A 16,201-nucleotide genomic window follows, 5' to 3' on the forward strand; every position below is an offset into this window, starting at 1 on the left:
CACCCCCCAGCTCCCTGCGGTCCGCACCGGACCCGAGCCACGCAAGGAGAAACGGGATGCCAGACGCGTTCTCGTCCCCCGAGTACCAGCCGCCTCACCCACGGCCGTTCCCCACACCGGCCGAGCCCCCGTACCAGCCCCGCCACCAACGGCCCCGGTCCGCCCAGCCGCCCACCGCACAGCCCGCCGCACAGCCACCGTCCCCGCAGTACCCGCAGTACCCGCAGCACGCACCGCAACCGCAGCACGCACCGCACCCGAACAGCGTCTCCCCCGCCCACGTCACCTACCCCTGGCAGCCACCGCCGCCCAAGCCCGCACCCGAACCCCGGCGCATGCCGCGCCGTCAGGCTCTGGGACACCACAGCGACATCAGACTGCTGCGCGGCGCCTACCGCTGGCAGCGGCGCGTGGCGACCCTGACCGCGCTCGGCTACTTCGTCCTCTTCCTCACGCTGTCCGCGTTCGCCCCGTCCCTGATGACGAACACGGTCTCCGGCGGACTGTCGACCGGACTGCTCCTCGGGCTGCTCCAGGTCCCCGTCACCTGCCTGGCCATCGGACTGTACGAGTACACGGCCCGCCGGACCGTCGACCCGATCGCCGACCGGATCCGCAAGCAGACCGAACTGGACGCGCGGCGGGAGGCAGCCCGATGACCGGCTTCAGCAGTTCCGCACAGGCCATGTCGCTCGTCGCGTTCACCTCGGTGGCCACCGTCACGCTCCTGCTGTGCGTGATGACCGGACCCGACCGCGACGACCTCGACGAGTTCTACACCGGATACGGGTCGATGTCGCCGATGCGCAACGGACTCGCCATCGCCGGTGACTACATCTCCGCCGCCACCGTCCTCGGCACCAGCGGCATCATCGCGCTCACCGGCTACGACGGTGTCGTCCTCGCCCTGAGCACCGCGCTCTCCCTGATGCTGCTGATGTTCCTGCTGGCCGAACCGCTGCGCAACGCGGGCCGGTTCACCATGGGCGACGCGCTCGCACGCCGCATGCCCGGCCGCGCGGTCCGCATGACCGCGTGCGCGGTGACCCTGATCGCGCTGCTCCCTCTGATGCTGGTCCAGCTCGCCGGCGCCGGTGATCTGCTCGCCTTCATCCTCGGCTTCTCCAACGACTCCCTGAAGACCGGCTGCGTCATCGGACTCGGCGCACTGATGATCAGCTACGCGGCGATCGGCGGAATGAAGGGCACCGCCCTCATCCAGATCATGAAGATCGTGATGCTGCTCGGATCGGGCGCCGTCGTCGCCGCCCTCATCCTGCACCGCTTCGACTGGAGCCCCGGAGCCCTGCTGGCCGCGGCCGGCCACAACAGCGGCGTCGGCTCCGCGTTCCTGCGCTCCGGCCTGCAGTTCGCGGGCGGCGCGAGCCCCGGCCTGGACATGATCACCTCGGAGCTGACCGTCGTCCTCGGCGGAGCCTGCCTGCCCCACATCACCATGCGGATGTACACCGCGAACAGCGCCCGGCAGGTACGCCGCTCGATGTCCTGGGCCGTGACCTGCGTCGCCCTGTTCGTCGTCGTCATCAGCGTCATCGGCTTCGGCGCCACCGCGCTGATCGGCCGCAAGGTGATCGCCGCCGCAGACCCGCAGGGCAACACGGCCTATCTCCTCGGCTCCCGGGCGGCGTTCGGCCCCGACGTGTCGACGGCGGAGACCCTCCTGTTCACCACGGTCACCGCGGCGATCTTCCTGACCCTGCTCGCCTCCGTCGCCGGGATGATCCTGGCCTGCGCCAACTCCCTCGCCCACGACGTGTTCGCACGCGGCGGGCTCTTCCGCACCCGCCGCCACGACGACGAGATGTCACCGCGTCACGAGATGCTCCTGGCCCGCCTGTCCGCCCTCGCGGTCGGCGCGGGGGCCATCCTGCTCGCCACGCTCGTCCAGCACCACAGCCTTCAGCCCCTGATCACGCTGTCGTTCTGCCTCGGCGCCTCCGCGATCGCGCCCGCCCTGGTCTACAGCCTGTTCTGGCGCCGCTACACCCGAGCGGGCCTGCTGGCCACCCTCATCGGCGGCACCCTCACCGTCCTCGTCCTCATGCCGGGCACCAACCTCGTCTCCGGCTCCCCCACCTCCGCGTTCCCCGGCGTCGACTTCAACTGGTTCCCGTTCACCACGACGGGCATCGTCTCCATCCCCCTGGGCTTCGCCTACGGCTGGCTCGGCACGGTGGTCTCCGGCCGGAGGAAGTCCGACGAACAACGCCGCCAGTACGAAGCGGTGGAGGGCTGGATCCTGGCAGGAGCGGTACGCAGGCGAACCTGACACCCGACCGAGACGGGTGGGCGGGTGGGCAACCCCGCCGCGGAGCGGCGAAGTATCCCCGCGGAGCGGGGAAGCACCACCCGGCGGAGCCGGGGAGCACCGCCCCGCGGAGCGGAGAAGCACCACACCGCGGAGCGGGCAACCCCGGTGGACAGCGGCCCCCCCCCTCGGGGGGCTACTCCGCCGGGGCCCGCCCCGTCAGAGACGTCAGACTCGTCTGCACCTGGTCCATCTGCGCCCGCACGTCCTCCCACCGCTCCCGGTGCTCCCGCAGCACCCGCTCGGTCTCCCGGGCGACCTGCTCCTCACTCACCCGCGCCTCGGCGAGCACCTCCGCGGCCCGCCCCGCGGCGTCCTCCTGCCGGTGCCGAGCACACTCCTCGGCCTCGGCGAACTCCCGCACCGCCTCGGACAGCGCGGCCTCGGCGCGCACGACGAGTTCGACGTGCCGGGCGTCGAGTTCGGCCTCCTGCCCGACGGCCTCCCGTTCGGCCTCGGCCCAGCGCTCGGCGTGCACCTCCTCCTGCTCGGCGAGCAGTTCCTGCGTGCGCTGCCGCACCTCGCGCAGCGCGGCCAACGCCTCGCCGCGGCTCTCCTTGATGCCGCGCCGCGTGGAGATCCGGACCTCGTCGGCCTCCGCTCGGGCGGCGAGGAGCCGCTCCCCGGCGTACTCCTCGGCGGCACGGCGCACCTCGTCGGCGTACGCCTGCGCGGCCTCGTCCACCTGACGGCCCGCCGCCTCCGCGTCGTCGAGGAGCTGCCTGGCTACGCCGCGCGCGTTCTCCCGCAAGGTCCCGGCTTCCTCCGTGCCGAGTTCGAAGATCCGGCGCGCGCCCTCCCCGAGCGTCTCGTACGTCTGCGGGGCGAGCCCTGCCACGGTCTGCCGCAGCCGTTCGGCCTCCGCGTCCATCTCCTTGGCCAGCACGGTCAGCCGGGCGGCACGCTCCCAGGCGGCGTCGCGGTCGCGGGAGAGGGCCGTCGCGTAGGCGTCGACCTGGTCGGGACGGTAACCACGCCCCCGTACGGCCTTGAAGCCGTGCGGCGACCCCGGTGCGCTGCTCATCCTTGGACCCCTTCTCCGCCCGGAGCACCCGGGACGACGGTCCCGGAATGCAGATTTCGCGCACATCATTGATTTCGCGGACATCTTGATGGATCGCACGGAAGTGTTCATAACGCGACACTCCGCCCACCCATTCGGTCGGAGATGAGCTCTTCGAGGTCAAAAACAGAAGCTCTGCTGTCATCAGGCGCCCCGCGCAGCCCTGTTCGGCCGGGAACGACGAAGGCGCCCGACCCGTCGAACGGGTCGGACGCCTCGATCACGCGGGGCGGACGCGTACGCGCCCGTACCCCCGACGGACTACAACAGGCCGTCCCACATCTGCTCCAGCAGCACCGACCACCAGCTCTCCGGCGAACCGAGGGCCGCCGGGTCGAGGGAGGCGAGCTGGGCCTGGAAGTCCACGGTCCAGCGGCCCGCCTGCTCCTGGTTGAGGCCGAAGCGCAGCCGCCACATGCGGCCGAGCAGGGCGAGGCAGCGCGCGAACTCGGGCAGTCCGCTGTTCACGAACTGCGGCGGGACGGGAGCGCCACCCGGTCCGGCCTCCACCGGCACCGCGACGATGTTCGCCGTGCCGTACTGGACACAGATCGCCTTGCCGAAGTCGCTGCCCATGACGAGGTACGAGCCCGCGTCCGCGGCCGGCTGCACCCCGCGCTCCTGCGCCAGCTCGGCGAGGGTGGGCACCGGGCGGCCCGGCTGGGCCTGCGCCCAGAAGAACGGGCCCATGTCGACCGGTAGTCCGGCCACGACGAGGGTGTGCGCGACGATGTTCGGCACGCCCTGCCGCGACACGGCGGCCTGGTCGAAGCGGAACACGCCCGGCCCGAACGCCGCCGCCAGTTCCTGCCCGATCGCCTCCGGCGGGACCGGCGGCGCGGGCTGCACCGGCGGGATCGGCGCCCGCACCGGCGCCGGGCGCGCGGGACCGTCCGCGACCTGGTGCAACTCACCCTGGTGCGCGAGGAGTTGGTGCATGCCCTGCTGCCGGCTCGCGTGATCGGTGCCGTACGGCGCGATGCTCGTGATCCGCGCCTGCGGCCAGCTCTCCCGGATCATCCGCGCGCAGTACGCGCCCGGCAGCTCGCACGACTCCAACTCCGTGTGCAGTTCGAGCACTTGCTGCGGCGGCACGTTCATCGCGCGCAGCTCGTGCAGGATCTGCCACTCCGGGTGCGGCGTACCAGGCGCGGAACGCCTGATCAGCTGCTGCTCGGAGCCGTCCTGCGCGCGGTAGCGCAGCACGGCCTGATAGCCGGGGCCGACGGTCGGCTGCCCCGCCTGGGGGTAGCCGTACGCCGGAGGCTGCTGGCCGGGCAGGGGCTGCGGGGCGCCCGGGGGCATCCCGGGGGCCTGCGGGGGCTGCGGCGCGCCGGGACCGCCGACGGACGGACCCGCGAGCATCGTCGCCGCATGGTGCACCCCGCCCGGAGGCGTACCACCCGGCGCCTGCGGCGCACCAGGAACACCCGGCTGCCCCGGAGCACCCGGAACACCAGGCGCACCAGGCGGCTGCGGCGCACCCGGACCGCCCACAGAAGGACCGGCAAGCATCGTCGCCGCGTGATGCACCCCACCCGGAGGCGTACCACCCGGCGCCTGCGGCACACCAGGAACACCCGGCTGCCCCGGAGCACCCGGAACACCAGGCGCACCAGGCGGCTGCGGCGCACCCGGACCACCCACAGAAGGACCGGCAAGCATCGTCGCCGCATGGTGCACCCCACCCGGAGGCGTACCACCCGGCGCCTGCGGCACACCGGGAACACCCGGCTGCCCCGGAGCACCAGGAGCGGCGGGCGCCCCAGCAGGACCAGCGGGCCCCTCGGGGCCGTCGGGGCCGAGCTGCGACACGAGCTGCGTCGGCACGTACCCGCCCGCCGGGGTCCCCGGGGCACCCGGCCCGGACGCCGGAGGTGCGGCCCCGGGACGCGCGCCCGGCACGCCGGGGGCGCTCGGCGGATGCGGCGTGCTCGCGCCACCGCCCCGTGCCCCGCGGGCGGGCGGCGACGCCTTGCTGGTGGCGGCGTCCGCGATGTCACCGGCGTTGGGCGGCAGGGGCCGCGACGGCGCGGCGGGCGGAGGCGTGGGCGGGACACCCGCGGCCTGCGGTGCGCCGGGCGGCGGCGTACCGGGAACGGCCGCTCCCTGCGGCGCGCCCGGCGGCGGTGTCCCCGGTCCCTGCGGATGACCGTAGGAGGGCGCGGTCGGCAAAGGCGTGCCCTGCGGTGCGCCCTGGCCGCCCCGCGAAGCACCGGACGGCGCGGCCGAGTCGGGGTCGCCGACCGCGGGTGACACGGCGGTACGCGGGAGTTGGCTGCCCCCGGACATCAGGGCGGTCTTGGCGTCCGACGTCACCCCGGGCGGCGGGGTGTCGGGAACGTCGACGTCGGTCAGCGGCGGCGCGAACACGGTCGCCGGCAGCGGTACGGAACGGTCGTCCCCGGCATCGGCGTTGGTGTCGGTCCCGGCCCACGGCGTCGCGTCGGCCGGCGCACCCGCCGGCACGGCGTCCCGCGGCGGGGCAGGCTCGTCGGCCGCCGCGGCGGGCCACGGCGTCCCCGCACCCGGCGTCGACGGCGCACCGGGCGCGGAAGCGGCGGCCGGCCGGCCCCCCGCCCCGTCGGACCGCTCGGAACGTTCGGAGCGCCCGGACCCGTCGGACCCCGAACGCCGGTCCGGAATACCCAGCTTGTCCGCGGCTTCCTGCAGCCACTCCGGCGGGCTCAGCAGGAACGACGTCTGGTTCAGGTCGACCCGGGCCGGAGGCGCCGGTGCCGGCTCCGGGGAGGCGTCCGTCACCCCGTACTCCTCCTCGAACCGGCGGATGACCTCTCCCACCGGCAGCGCGGGCCACAGCGTCGCCTCACCGCTGTCCCGCGCGATGACCAGCCGCTGCGCTCCCCCGTCGGAGCGCGGGCCGTCGGCGCGGTCCTCGCCCCACACCACGAAGCCGAGTTCGAACTCCCGTACCCGCACCTCACGGTGCTGGTACGCGGCCACGTCCCCGTTGATCCACTCTTCCGCGCGCTCCTGCGCCTGCGCGAAGGTCACCATCGGACGTTCACTCCCCCACCGAAGACACTGAAGAGACGGGCACGGCGCGTGCGAAACCGCCGTCCACCATCAGGTTCGCCACCGTCCGGAGCTCCGGCGGATTGCCGGCGAGCCGGGACAGGAAGTGGTCGAAGTCGTCACCGCACCGCAGCAGCAGCCGCTGCACACGCTCGGCCGGCGGCCAGGCGTCCTGGTCGCGGGCGTCGTCGTACGCGCAGAACCAGACCGAGCCGAGCCCCTCGCCCTTCACCTTCACCGCCAGCAGGCCGCCCTGCACGAAACCGACGCCCAGGTAGTCCTTGGTCAGATGGTCGCGCAGGCATTTGTTGACGTAGACGAGGTCGTTGACCGCGGCCTCGTCGCGCACCGTGAAGAACGGCTGGTCCACCAGCAGTCCGAGCTCCGCGTCGAGCGCGGCACCCACCGGCGCGCAGCCGCCCGCCGCCTTCAGGAAGGACCGGTAGGCGCCCGGCAGGCGGTAGCCGAGGTCCTCCTCGACACCCAGCACCTGCTGTTCGGTCACCGCCACCGACGACTTCGGCAGTCCGAAGTGCGCGGGACGGGTCTCCTGCAACGGCCGGGTGCCCCGCTTGTCGTGGTCGACCATGGCGGTCGCGATGCCGCCGTGGTGCCGCAGCAGCGCCTTGACCTCGACCGGCACGAGTTCGAGCCGCCGGGTGCCCACCACGTGGTGCCAGGTCCAGCCGTGCGGGGTGGCCACCGCCGGGATCGTGTCCCACAGGTCGTGGCCGGTCGCGGCCAGCGCGGCGTTCGCCGACACGTAGTCCGTCAGCCGCAACTCGTCGACGCCGAAGCCCTCCGGGGGCTCGGCGATCTCCGCCGCGGCACGCGCGTAGAGCGAGAAGTCGGGGTAGCCGTGCGCGTCGACCCGAACACCTCTGGGATGGCGAGCGGCCCGGACCGGGTCCGGGAAATGCACGACCTGCCCGGCGTAGGCCGCGTTCGGCGGCGCGGCTTGCTGCCCGAGCCGACCTGTCGTCATGGCGGTTGCCCCCTGCGGCGTTCTCAGTAGCTGGATGGATCGCGGATGTCGACAGCCTATGCGGTTGTACGACACCGGTCACCGGGCCTCCGGTTCCGTGACCTGCCGTCACCCCGCCGTGACCGTACGACGAAGCCCGGGCGTGTCGCACCGCCCCAGCTTCCGCACCCGCCACGCCATTTGGCAGTCTGTCTCCGCACCGGGGGATGCATGGGAGGGAAGAACGATCATGAACGCGACGCATACGGGCACGTCCGGGGACCCTCGGGTCGGCTGGAGCAGCGCCGAGGCGCCTCAGGCCCCCGCCCTCCTGCACCGCCGCGACGGAATACTCCCCACCGTCGCCGCCGCGCTCTCCGTGCGCGGCGCCACTCTCACCGGCACGGCGGCCCGCGGCGACCAGCCGCCCGCGCTGCATCCCCTCGTCCAGGACTTCCTCGACACCCTCACGAGCGCCCAACGCGACCGTTACACCGGCCGCTGCGCCGAGGCGATCCTCATCTCCCGGCACATCGCGTCCATCGACGCCACCCGCAGCAAACGCGCGGCACGTAAACCGATGACCAACGGCGAGGCACGCAAGGCGCTCAAGCAGGCCAAGCTCACCGCCCGGCGCATCCGGGAGGACGGCGACCCGCTGCACGGCAGCTTCGCCGAGCCCTGCCGTTCCTGCACGGCGCTCAGCGACCACTTCGGCGTCCGCATCGTCGACCCGACGACACCGGACGAGTGAACTCCGCCACCCCGTACGACGGCGTCCCCGCACGCCGATGTCCCGACCCTCGACGAACGAAGGGCAGATGCACGCCGACCGCTCCTCCACACGCTTCTCCGTCCCCGTGGACGCCGCGCTCCGCTCCGCGGGGTGGCAGCCCGGACGCTGGGACATAAAGCAGGCCGAGTACTGGGCCGACGCGCTGCGCGGGCATGAGTCGCCCGCCGGGCACCGGCACACCGTGTTCCCGGCCGCGGTGGAGGCTTGGGCAGAGTTCGGGGGCCTGCGGGTCGCCGCGTCGGGGCCGGGGCGGCAGCTCGCCCCGGCCGCGCTGCATCTCGACCCGCTGCACGGGCTCCACATGGCGCGCACGCTCGGTGACCTCGGGCGGGCCCTGGACACCGAGGTGTGCCCGCTGGGTGAGGAGGCCGACTCGCGTGCCCTGCTCGCCATCGACGCGGAGGGCCGTGTCTATACCCTCGACCACACCGGGGACTGGTACCTCGGCCCCGACATCGACACCGCCCTCACCGCCCTGCTCTCCGGCACGGAACCCACCCGCCTGACGGCCGTCTAACCGTCCTTCGCCCCCTCCGCCCCTACCCGACCCGAACCCCCGGGGGCTCCGCCCCCGCACCCCCGTTCGGCCTGAACGGCCTCGTCCTCAAACGCGGGACGGGCTGAGAGGTGGCTCTCTGCCCTCAAGACGGGACGGGCCGGGAGCCAGCGCCGGAAGGGAACCGCCGCCGGACGGGCCGGGGCCAGAAGAGAACCGCCGCCGGACGGGCCAGGGCCCAGCGCCGGAAGGGAACCGCCGCGAGGCGGGGCGGGGCGGGCCGGGGCCAGCACCGGAAGGGAACTCCGCGGAGCGGGCGGAGCGGGCACACGGTGCCGCACAGGTGGGATGTGGCGGGAACCCACGTTGCACGCACCCGCACTCGCCCTGTCACAGAAGGGGCCGTGCCGGTGCATCACATGCCCGTTGCGGACGGCAACACGACCCCACCGCACTGAACCACCGGACCACACGACGGCTGCAACGGGCGGATCACCGGCACGGACCCGACCCACCCACCGAACCGAAGGCGCGACCCACCCACCGGACCGGCGGCAACCCACCCACCGCACCGGCGGCGACCCACCCACCGGACCGGCACCGACCCACCGGACCGAAGGGCGCGACCCACCCACCGAACCGAAGGCGCGACCCACCCACCGGACAGACGGCGAAACGGCCACCGGACAGACGGCGAGGCCAGCCCCACCGGACCAGAGCCGAGCCCCACCCCCCGCGCCGGAGGCGAAACAGCCCGGCCCGGCGGGCCCGACGCCTAGGCCGGGATGACCGCCGACACCCGGAACCCGCCCGCATCCGTGGGCCCCGACACGAACACACCCCCCAGAGCGGCCACCCGCTCCTTCATCCCCAGCAGCCCGTTCCCCCCGCTGGGCAGCCGCACGGACGACACGTCCCCCGGCTCCGGCGGGCACTCGTTCTCCACCTGCATGGCGATCTCCGAGACCCGGTGGGCGAGCCGGACGTGCGTCTTCGCGCCCGCCGCGTGCTTGTGCACGTTCGTCAGCGCCTCCTGCACCACGCGATAAGCGGTCTGCTCCACCGCGGGCGCGTAGTCCCGTACGTCCCCGTGCACCGACAGCTCGACCACCATCCCCGCCGCGGCCGACTGCCCGACGAGCTCGTCCAGCTCGGCGAGACAGGGCCCGTCCACGGAGTCGTCGGCGGCCCGCGACGCCGCGGCCGCGGCCGCCGCCCCCACCGCCGCGAGCGGCACGGAGGGTGCGGGCGGCACCGCCGCGGACGAGGCCCGCGTGTCCGTCCCCTCCCCGGTCCGCAGCACACCGAGCATCTCGCGCAGCTCGGTCAGCGCCTGCCGCCCCATGTCCCCGACGAGCGCCGCGTTCTTCACGGCCTTCTCCGGATCCTTGCGGGCCACGGCCTGGAGGGCGGCGGCGTGCACGACCATCAGGGACACCCGGTGCGCGACCACGTCGTGCATGTCCCGCGCGATCCGCGTCCGCTCCTCGTTGCGGGCCCACTCGGCCCGCTCCTCGGCCCGCTCGGCGAGCAGCTGGAGCTCCCGCTCCAGCGAGTCCGCCCGCTCCCGCAGGCTCTCCATGAGCCTGCGCCGCGCCCCCACGTAGAGCCCGAGGAGCACGGGCGGAGCGGTCATGCCAATGGCGGTCGTGATGGAGATGAAGGGGACGAACCAGTCCCCCATGGTCACGTCGCCGCGCACCACGCCCTGGTGGGCGCGCACGAACGTGACGATGAGCATGCCGGCGAAGGACATCCCCGCCAGCGCCCCGATGATGCGCCGCGGCAGCTCGGACGCGGCGAGCGTGTACAGCCCGACGAGTCCCATCAGGAACCCCATCTGGGCGGGTGTGATGGCGATGGACACGAGGACGACGGCGATCGGCCACTTCCGCCGCAGCAGCAGCACCGACCCGGCGATCGCCCCGAACGCGACTCCCACCGGAACGGGCAGTCCCGCGTCGTTCGCGAACCGGACTCCTTCTCCCGCGCACTCGGCCGCCGACGCCAGCGCGAGGCCTCCGTCGAGCACCGCGCTGCGCCACCTGACCCACCACCACGGCCCGGTCCCGGCCGTGGTGTGCTCTTCCCCCGTCGTGGTCATGTCTCCAGCCTACGGGCGCGCCCCGCCCCTTTTCCGGTGAGTTTCGGCTACTGGCCTACACCACACCGTGAAATCGAACAGAAGCGAAACTCCCCGTTATCCCTCGAACTGCTGAATCGATCACCGTTCGACCACGGAACGCCACATTCCGCCCGGCCGGTATGCCCCGGGTACTCCCTCCCGCCAGGCCGGACCATCAGCCCACCCGAGCCGGACCGTCAGCCCGAGCCGGACCCCGCTCACCGAAGCCGGACCGCCCACTCGCCGAAGTTCACGGAAGTTCGCCGAAGTTCGCCGAAGCGCGCACTCGCACCGTCGCACCGAAGGCGCCCGGTACGGCATAGTGTTGTCCGCGCACTGCGCCGATCAACCAATACGGACATGGCGCGCGATCCATCCCGGGTCGTCTAATGGCAGGACAAATGGTTTTGGTCCATTGAATGAGGGTTCGATTCCTTCCCCGGGAGCTCGCACGGAGTGGGCCCTGACAGCATCGTCAGGGCCCACTCCCATGTCGCCCCTGATACGCCCCGGTATCCTGCGGATGTCCACACCCCCCGAAGACCCCCAAGACCCCGCAGTCATCCGAAGCCGAAGGGCAGTCCCGTGAGCGCCAATCGCCCGGCAGCCGTCGTCGTCCTCGCAGCGGGTGAGGGCACCCGTATGAAGTCGGCCACACCCAAGGTCCTGCACGAACTGTGCGGCCGTTCCCTGGTGGGTCATGTACTCGCCGCGGCCCGCGAGTTGGAGCCCGAGAATCTGGTCGTCGTGGTGGGCCACGCACGCGAGAAGGTCACCGCGCACCTCGCCGGGACCGACTCCGCCGTACGGACGGCGGTGCAGGCCGAGCAGAACGGCACCGGGCACGCCGTGCGGATGGGTCTGGAGGAGCTGGGCGGCCAGGTGGACGGCACCGTCGTCGTGGTCTGCGGCGACACCCCGCTGCTGAGCGGCCGGACGCTGCGCGAGCTCGCCGCCACCCACAGCGCGGACGGCAACGCGGTCACCGTGCTGACCGCGGAGGTCCCGGACGCCACCGGTTACGGCCGCATCGTGCGGGACGGCGCGAGCGGCGCGGTCACCGCGATCGTGGAGCACAAGGACGCGAGCGAGTCGCAGCGGGCGATCCGCGAGATCAACTCCGGGGTGTTCGCGTTCGACGGGCAGCTCCTCGCGGACGCGCTCGGCAAGGTGCGCACGGACAACAGCCAGGGCGAGGAGTACCTGACCGACGTCCTGGGGATCCTGCGCGAGGCGGGGCACCGCGTGGGGGCGGCCGTGGCCGGCGACCACCGGGAGATCGCCGGCATCAACAACCGCGTACAGCTGGCCGAGGCGCGCCGGATCCTCAACGACCGGCTGCTCACCGAGGCGATGCTCGCCGGGGTGACCGTCGTCGACCCGGCGACGACGTGGGTGGACGTCACGGTCACGTTCGAGCAGGACGCGATCGTGCACCCGGGCACGCAGCTCCAGGGCGCGACGCACCTGGGCGAGGGCGCCGAGGTCGGCCCCAACTGCCGCCTGACGGACACCACGGTGGGCGCGGGAGCCCGCGTCGACACCACGGTGGCGAACGGCGCGGAGGTCGGCCCGCAGGCCTCGGTCGGCCCGTTCGCCTACCTCCGGCCGGGCACGCGCCTGGGCCCGAAGGCCAAGGTGGGCACGTACGTCGAGACGAAGAACTCCTCGATCGGCGAGGGCACCAAGGTGCCGCACCTGTCGTACGTGGGGGACGCGACGATCGGCGAGTACTCGAACATCGGCGCCGCCAGCGTCTTCGTGAACTATGACGGAAAGGACAAACACCACACGACGGTGGGCTCGCACTGCCGCACCGGTTCGGACAACATGTTTGTGGCTCCCGTCACGGTCGGGGACGGCGCGTACACCGCGGCGGGCTCGGTGATCACGAAGGACGTGCCGCCCGGTTCACTGGCCGTGGCCCGTGGCCAGCAGCGGAATATCGAGGGTTGGGTGGCCCGCAAGCGTCCGGGAAGCGCGGCCGCGAAGGCGGCCGAGGCGGCCTCCCGGGAGCAGGACGGCGAAGCCTGACCGGAAACAGGCACGTCTGACACGGCGTACCGTGATAAGTGCACATCCGCACCGTGCACCCGCATCCCCAGCTGAGACCACCTCTCATCACCCAGCTGAGACACCTCTGAGGAGACAGTGCTGTGACCGGGATCAAGACGACCGGCGAGAAGAAGATGATGTTCTTCTCCGGCCGCGCCCACCCCGAGCTTGCCGAGGAGGTCGCCCACCAGCTGGGTGTCGGGGTCGTCCCGACGAAGGCCTTCGACTTCGCGAACGGCGAGATCTACATCCGCTACCAGGAGTCCGCCCGCGGCGCCGACTGCTTCCTGATGCAGAGCCACACGGCTCCGATCAACAAGTGGATCATGGAACAGCTGATCATGATCGACGCTCTCAAGCGGGCTTCCGCGCGGAGCATCACCGTGATCGTGCCCTTCTACGGTTACGCGCGGCAGGACAAGAAGCACCGCGGACGTGAACCCATCTCGGCGCGTCTGATCGCGGACCTGATGAAGACGGCGGGCGCGGACCGCATCCTCACGGTCGACCTGCACACCGACCAGATCCAGGGCTTCTTCGACGGCCCGGTGGACCACCTGTTCGCGCTGCCGATCCTCGCGGACTACGTGGGCGCCAAGGTCGACCGGTCGAAGCTCACGGTCGTCTCGCCGGACGCCGGCCGGGTACGGGTCGCCGACCGCTGGTGCGACCGTCTGGACGCGCCGCTGGCGATCGTGCACAAGCGCCGTGACAAGGACGTCGCGAACCAGGTCACCGTGCACGAGGTCGTCGGTGACGTGAAGGGCCGCGTCTGTGTCCTGGTCGACGACATGATCGACACCGGCGGCACCATCTGCGCCGCCGCGGACGCGCTGTTCGCGCACGGCGCCGAGGACGTCATCGTGACGGCCACGCACGGCGTGCTGTCCGGTCCGGCGGCCGACCGCCTGAAGAACTCCAAGGTCAGCGAGTTCGTCTTCACGGACACCCTGCCCACCCCGGGCGAGCTGGAGCTCGACAAGATCACGGTCCTCTCGATCGCGCCGACGATCGCGAACGCGGTGCGTGAGGTGTTCGAGGACGGCTCGGTGACGAGCCTGTTCGAGGAGCAGTAGGCCTCGCCCGCACCGGTCGACGGACCGGGCCGGCCCCGGTCCGCCGAGATCGATTTCGGATACGGCCTCCCCGCCGCGTAAGCTGTCACAGTTGCTCGGCGAGGGAGGCCGTTCCGCGTTCAGATGCGGACACGGCGGTCCGTTATCGACGCGCTCTTCGTAGCAGGCCGATGGTTTGGCCGGGTGACCCCATCCCCGAGATCTACGAGGAGTGAAGATGTCCGAGGTCAAGCTCACCGCCGAGACCCGCACCGAGTTCGGCAAGGGCGCCGCCCGCCGCGTCCGCCGCGAGAACAAGGTTCCCGGTGTCGTCTACGGTCACGGCACCGACCCCATCCACGTGACGCTGCCGGGCCACGAGCTGCTGCTCGCGCTGCGCACCCCGAACGTCCTGCTGTCCCTGGACATCGAGGGCAAGACCGAGCTCGCGATCCCGAAGGCCGTCCAGCGCGACGCCGTCAAGGGCTTCCTCGAGCACGTCGACCTGCTGCTCGTGAAGCGCGGCGAGAAGGTCACCGTCGAGATCCCGGTGCACGCCGAGGGCGAGCTGGCCGCGGGCGGCAACCTGCTCGAGCACGTGCTCAACACCCTGCCGGTCGAGGCCGAGGCGACCCACATCCCGGAGTCGGTCACGGTCTCCGTCGAGGGCCTGGAGGCCGGTGCCTCCATCCACGCCAAGGACATCACGCTGCCCAAGGGCACCACGCTGGCGATCGACGAGGACGCGGTCGTCCTCCAGGTCCTGGCCGCGCAGGCCGAGGAGCCCGCCGCCGAGGGCGAGGAAGAGGCCGCCGCCGAGGCCGGCGCCGAGGCCTGATCCCCGCCGGGATCTCTTCCGTCAGCCGCCGCTCCTTCACGGAGCGGCGGCTGCCGCGTATCGAGAGCACGGCGCGCCGGCAGGACCCGCCGGGTATCCGTCGCCGGGACCCGGCGCGTATCAAGGACACATGGGAGACACGGACGTGACGACCGACGCCAATGCCCCCTGGCTGATCGTGGGCCTCGGCAATCCCGGCCCCGAGTACGCCATGAACCGCCACAACGTGGGATTCATGGTGGCCGATCTGCTGGCGGAGCGGATCGGCGGGAAGTTCAAGCGGGCCGGGAAGGCCCAGGCGCAGGTGATCGAGGGGCGCATCGGCCCGCCGGGACCGGCGAACCGCCGGGTGGTGCTGGCGAAGCCGATGTCGTACATGAATCTGTCCGGTGGCCCGGTGAACGCGCTGCGCGAGTTCTACAAGGTGCCGGTGGCGAACATCGTCGCCGTCCACGACGAACTGGACATCGACTACGGAGTGCTGCGCCTCAAGCTGGGCGGCGGCGACAACGGCCACAACGGGCTGAAGTCGATGACGAAGGCGATGGGGCCGGACTATCACCGGGTGCGCTTCGGGATCGGCCGGCCGCCGGGCCGTATGCAGGTCGCGGACTTCGTGCTGAAGGACTTCGCGTCGGCGGAGCGCAAGGAGCTCGACTACTTCGTGGACCGCGCGGCGGACGCCGCGGAGTGCCTGGTGATCGAGGGCCTGGAGCGGGCGCAGGGCACGTACAACTCCTGAGCGGGCGCGGGCCTCGGGCGCGGGCCCGGCCGGGCCCCCGCGGGCGCCCGGACGGCACGCTCGCGCGCCGGACCGCCGGACCGCTCACGCGCCGGACCGCCGGACCCCGCGCACCGGTCGGCGCGAGCGGCCGATGTACGCGCACAACTGCCGACTTGTCCCCCACCGGAGTTGACCGGGCGCGCAGCCATGGCCAATGATCCCCGCCATGCCTGCCGTCACCTCCAGTCAGAGCGCGTTCGCCGCGCTGCGGTTCGGGCGGCTCGCGGCGATGGGCACGGTCGCCGGGCTGATCCTCGTCGCGGGCGTGTGGGCCTCCTGGGGCACCGCTCAGCACGTGATGCTCGGCAAGGGCCGGGAGCAGGGCACGATGGTCGTGCGGACGTGCTCGGACGGGCGCTGTTCGGGGCCGTACACGCCGGTGTCGGCGGGTTCGAGGGCTCGCGCGCACGTGACGATCGACCAGTCGGTCGCGGTGCGGAAGGGCCGGACGTACACGGTCACCGTGAAGCCGGGCAGCGACGACGTCGTCCGCAGCGGCCCCGCCGGGCTCCTCTACTCCTGGGTGCCGCTCGCGGGTGCGCTGCTGCTCGCCTCGGTCGTGGTCGCGGGCGGTCTGCGTCTGACGCGTGCGGCGTGGGCGATGGCGGGCACGGGCGTCGCCCTGCTGACGGTCACCTTCCTCCTCCTGTGAACGCCGAA

13 protein-coding genes and 1 tRNA gene are annotated in these 16,201 nt (G+C 72.4%); 10 read left to right on the top strand and 4 right to left on the bottom strand.

The genetic code is table 11. From position 1 onward, the window contains the following. Positions 1 to 56 precede the first annotated feature (56 nt). Complete coding sequence (locus ACSYGO_RS21030) at positions 57 to 659, top strand: DUF485 domain-containing protein (protein ID WP_460387235.1); 603 nt, start codon at positions 57 to 59, stop codon at positions 657 to 659. Then, the gene (locus tag ACSYGO_RS21035; protein ID WP_426677760.1) at positions 656 to 2,290 is read left to right on the top strand and encodes a sodium/solute symporter; all 1,635 of its coding nucleotides are present in this window, start codon (positions 656 to 658) and stop codon (positions 2,288 to 2,290) included. The genes ACSYGO_RS21030 and ACSYGO_RS21035 overlap by 4 nt, the downstream gene beginning before the upstream one ends. A 175-nt stretch (positions 2,291 to 2,465) precedes the next feature. Here ACSYGO_RS21035 and ACSYGO_RS21040 read toward each other — a convergent pair whose 3' ends face one another. The 3 genes from ACSYGO_RS21040 to ACSYGO_RS21050 all read right to left on the bottom strand — a co-directional run bounded on the left by ACSYGO_RS21040 (position 2,466) and on the right by ACSYGO_RS21050 (position 7,413). Next, positions 2,466 to 3,353, bottom strand: coding sequence for a cellulose-binding protein (locus ACSYGO_RS21040; RefSeq protein WP_460387236.1), 888 nt, complete (start codon positions 3,351 to 3,353; stop codon positions 2,466 to 2,468). A 300-nt stretch (positions 3,354 to 3,653) separates the two neighbouring features. After that, entirely contained in the window at positions 3,654 to 6,410 is a 2,757-nt protein-coding gene (locus tag ACSYGO_RS21045) for an SUKH-4 family immunity protein (protein WP_460387237.1), read from the bottom strand. A 7-nt stretch (positions 6,411 to 6,417) separates the two neighbouring features. Then, positions 6,418 to 7,413 (bottom strand): SMI1/KNR4 family protein, encoded by a 996-nt coding sequence (locus ACSYGO_RS21050; RefSeq protein ID WP_426677757.1) that lies wholly within the window; start codon positions 7,411 to 7,413, stop codon positions 6,418 to 6,420. 229 nt (positions 7,414 to 7,642) lie between these two features. On the opposite strand from ACSYGO_RS21050, the gene ACSYGO_RS21055 reads away from it, so the two are divergent. Together ACSYGO_RS21055 and ACSYGO_RS21060 are read left to right on the top strand one after the other, a co-directional pair. Then, positions 7,643 to 8,146 (top strand): YwqJ-related putative deaminase, encoded by a 504-nt coding sequence (locus tag ACSYGO_RS21055; RefSeq protein WP_345649631.1) that lies wholly within the window; start codon positions 7,643 to 7,645, stop codon positions 8,144 to 8,146. A 67-nt stretch (positions 8,147 to 8,213) separates the two neighbouring features. Next, positions 8,214 to 8,705, top strand: a complete 492-nt coding sequence (locus tag ACSYGO_RS21060; protein ID WP_460387238.1) for an SUKH-3 domain-containing protein — start codon at positions 8,214 to 8,216, stop codon at positions 8,703 to 8,705. A gap of 754 nt (positions 8,706 to 9,459) precedes the next feature. On the opposite strand, the gene ACSYGO_RS21065 is transcribed toward ACSYGO_RS21060, so the two are convergent. Further along, a complete protein-coding gene (locus tag ACSYGO_RS21065; RefSeq protein WP_426677755.1) occupies positions 9,460 to 10,788 on the bottom strand; it encodes a sensor histidine kinase in 1,329 nt (442 codons plus the stop codon). A gap of 396 nt (positions 10,789 to 11,184) precedes the next feature. On the opposite strand from ACSYGO_RS21065, the gene ACSYGO_RS21070 reads away from it, so the two are divergent. The 6 genes from ACSYGO_RS21070 to ACSYGO_RS21095 all read left to right on the top strand — a co-directional run bounded on the left by ACSYGO_RS21070 (position 11,185) and on the right by ACSYGO_RS21095 (position 16,193). Continuing rightward, a tRNA-Gln gene (locus ACSYGO_RS21070) sits at positions 11,185 to 11,255 on the top strand. Positions 11,256 to 11,394: 139 nt separating this feature from the next. After that, positions 11,395 to 12,843, top strand: a complete 1,449-nt coding sequence (gene glmU, locus ACSYGO_RS21075; protein WP_426677754.1) for a bifunctional UDP-N-acetylglucosamine diphosphorylase/glucosamine-1-phosphate N-acetyltransferase GlmU — start codon at positions 11,395 to 11,397, stop codon at positions 12,841 to 12,843. Between the two features lie 122 nt (positions 12,844 to 12,965). Next, positions 12,966 to 13,940 carry a ribose-phosphate diphosphokinase gene (locus ACSYGO_RS21080; RefSeq protein WP_345649643.1) on the top strand — a complete coding sequence of 325 codons (975 nt, stop codon included), beginning with the start codon at positions 12,966 to 12,968 and terminating at the stop codon, positions 13,938 to 13,940. 217 nt (positions 13,941 to 14,157) lie between these two features. After that, entirely contained in the window at positions 14,158 to 14,757 is a 600-nt protein-coding gene (locus ACSYGO_RS21085; protein ID WP_426677753.1) for a 50S ribosomal protein L25/general stress protein Ctc, read from the top strand. Positions 14,758 to 14,887: 130 nt separating this feature from the next. Continuing rightward, positions 14,888 to 15,499: an aminoacyl-tRNA hydrolase gene (pth, locus tag ACSYGO_RS21090; RefSeq protein WP_460387239.1), complete on the top strand. Its 612-nt coding sequence runs from the start codon at positions 14,888 to 14,890 to the stop codon at positions 15,497 to 15,499. A gap of 196 nt (positions 15,500 to 15,695) precedes the next feature. Beyond that, the gene (locus ACSYGO_RS21095; protein ID WP_426677752.1) at positions 15,696 to 16,193 is read left to right on the top strand and encodes a hypothetical protein; all 498 of its coding nucleotides are present in this window, start codon (positions 15,696 to 15,698) and stop codon (positions 16,191 to 16,193) included. Positions 16,194 to 16,201 lie beyond the last annotated feature (8 nt).

This window comes from Streptomyces krungchingensis (assembly GCF_054729265.1).

Coding starts and splice junctions, on each gene's coding strand:
- pth (WP_460387239.1), top strand. CDS start 14,888: ATGGGAGACACGGACGTGACGACCGACGCCAATGCCCCCTGGCTGATC.
- ACSYGO_RS21035 (WP_426677760.1), top strand. CDS start 656: ATGACCGGCTTCAGCAGTTCCGCACAGGCCATGTCGCTCGTCGCGTTC.
- ACSYGO_RS21030 (WP_460387235.1), top strand. CDS start 57: ATGCCAGACGCGTTCTCGTCCCCCGAGTACCAGCCGCCTCACCCACGG.
- ACSYGO_RS21095 (WP_426677752.1), top strand. CDS start 15,696: ATGATCCCCGCCATGCCTGCCGTCACCTCCAGTCAGAGCGCGTTCGCC.
- ACSYGO_RS21040 (WP_460387236.1), bottom strand. CDS start 3,353: ATGAGCAGCGCACCGGGGTCGCCGCACGGCTTCAAGGCCGTACGGGGG.
- ACSYGO_RS21055 (WP_345649631.1), top strand. CDS start 7,643: ATGAACGCGACGCATACGGGCACGTCCGGGGACCCTCGGGTCGGCTGG.
- ACSYGO_RS21060 (WP_460387238.1), top strand. CDS start 8,214: ATGCACGCCGACCGCTCCTCCACACGCTTCTCCGTCCCCGTGGACGCC.
- ACSYGO_RS21065 (WP_426677755.1), bottom strand. CDS start 10,788: ATGACCACGACGGGGGAAGAGCACACCACGGCCGGGACCGGGCCGTGG.
- ACSYGO_RS21085 (WP_426677753.1), top strand. CDS start 14,158: ATGTCCGAGGTCAAGCTCACCGCCGAGACCCGCACCGAGTTCGGCAAG.
- ACSYGO_RS21045 (WP_460387237.1), bottom strand. CDS start 6,410: ATGGTGACCTTCGCGCAGGCGCAGGAGCGCGCGGAAGAGTGGATCAAC.
- ACSYGO_RS21050 (WP_426677757.1), bottom strand. CDS start 7,413: ATGACGACAGGTCGGCTCGGGCAGCAAGCCGCGCCGCCGAACGCGGCC.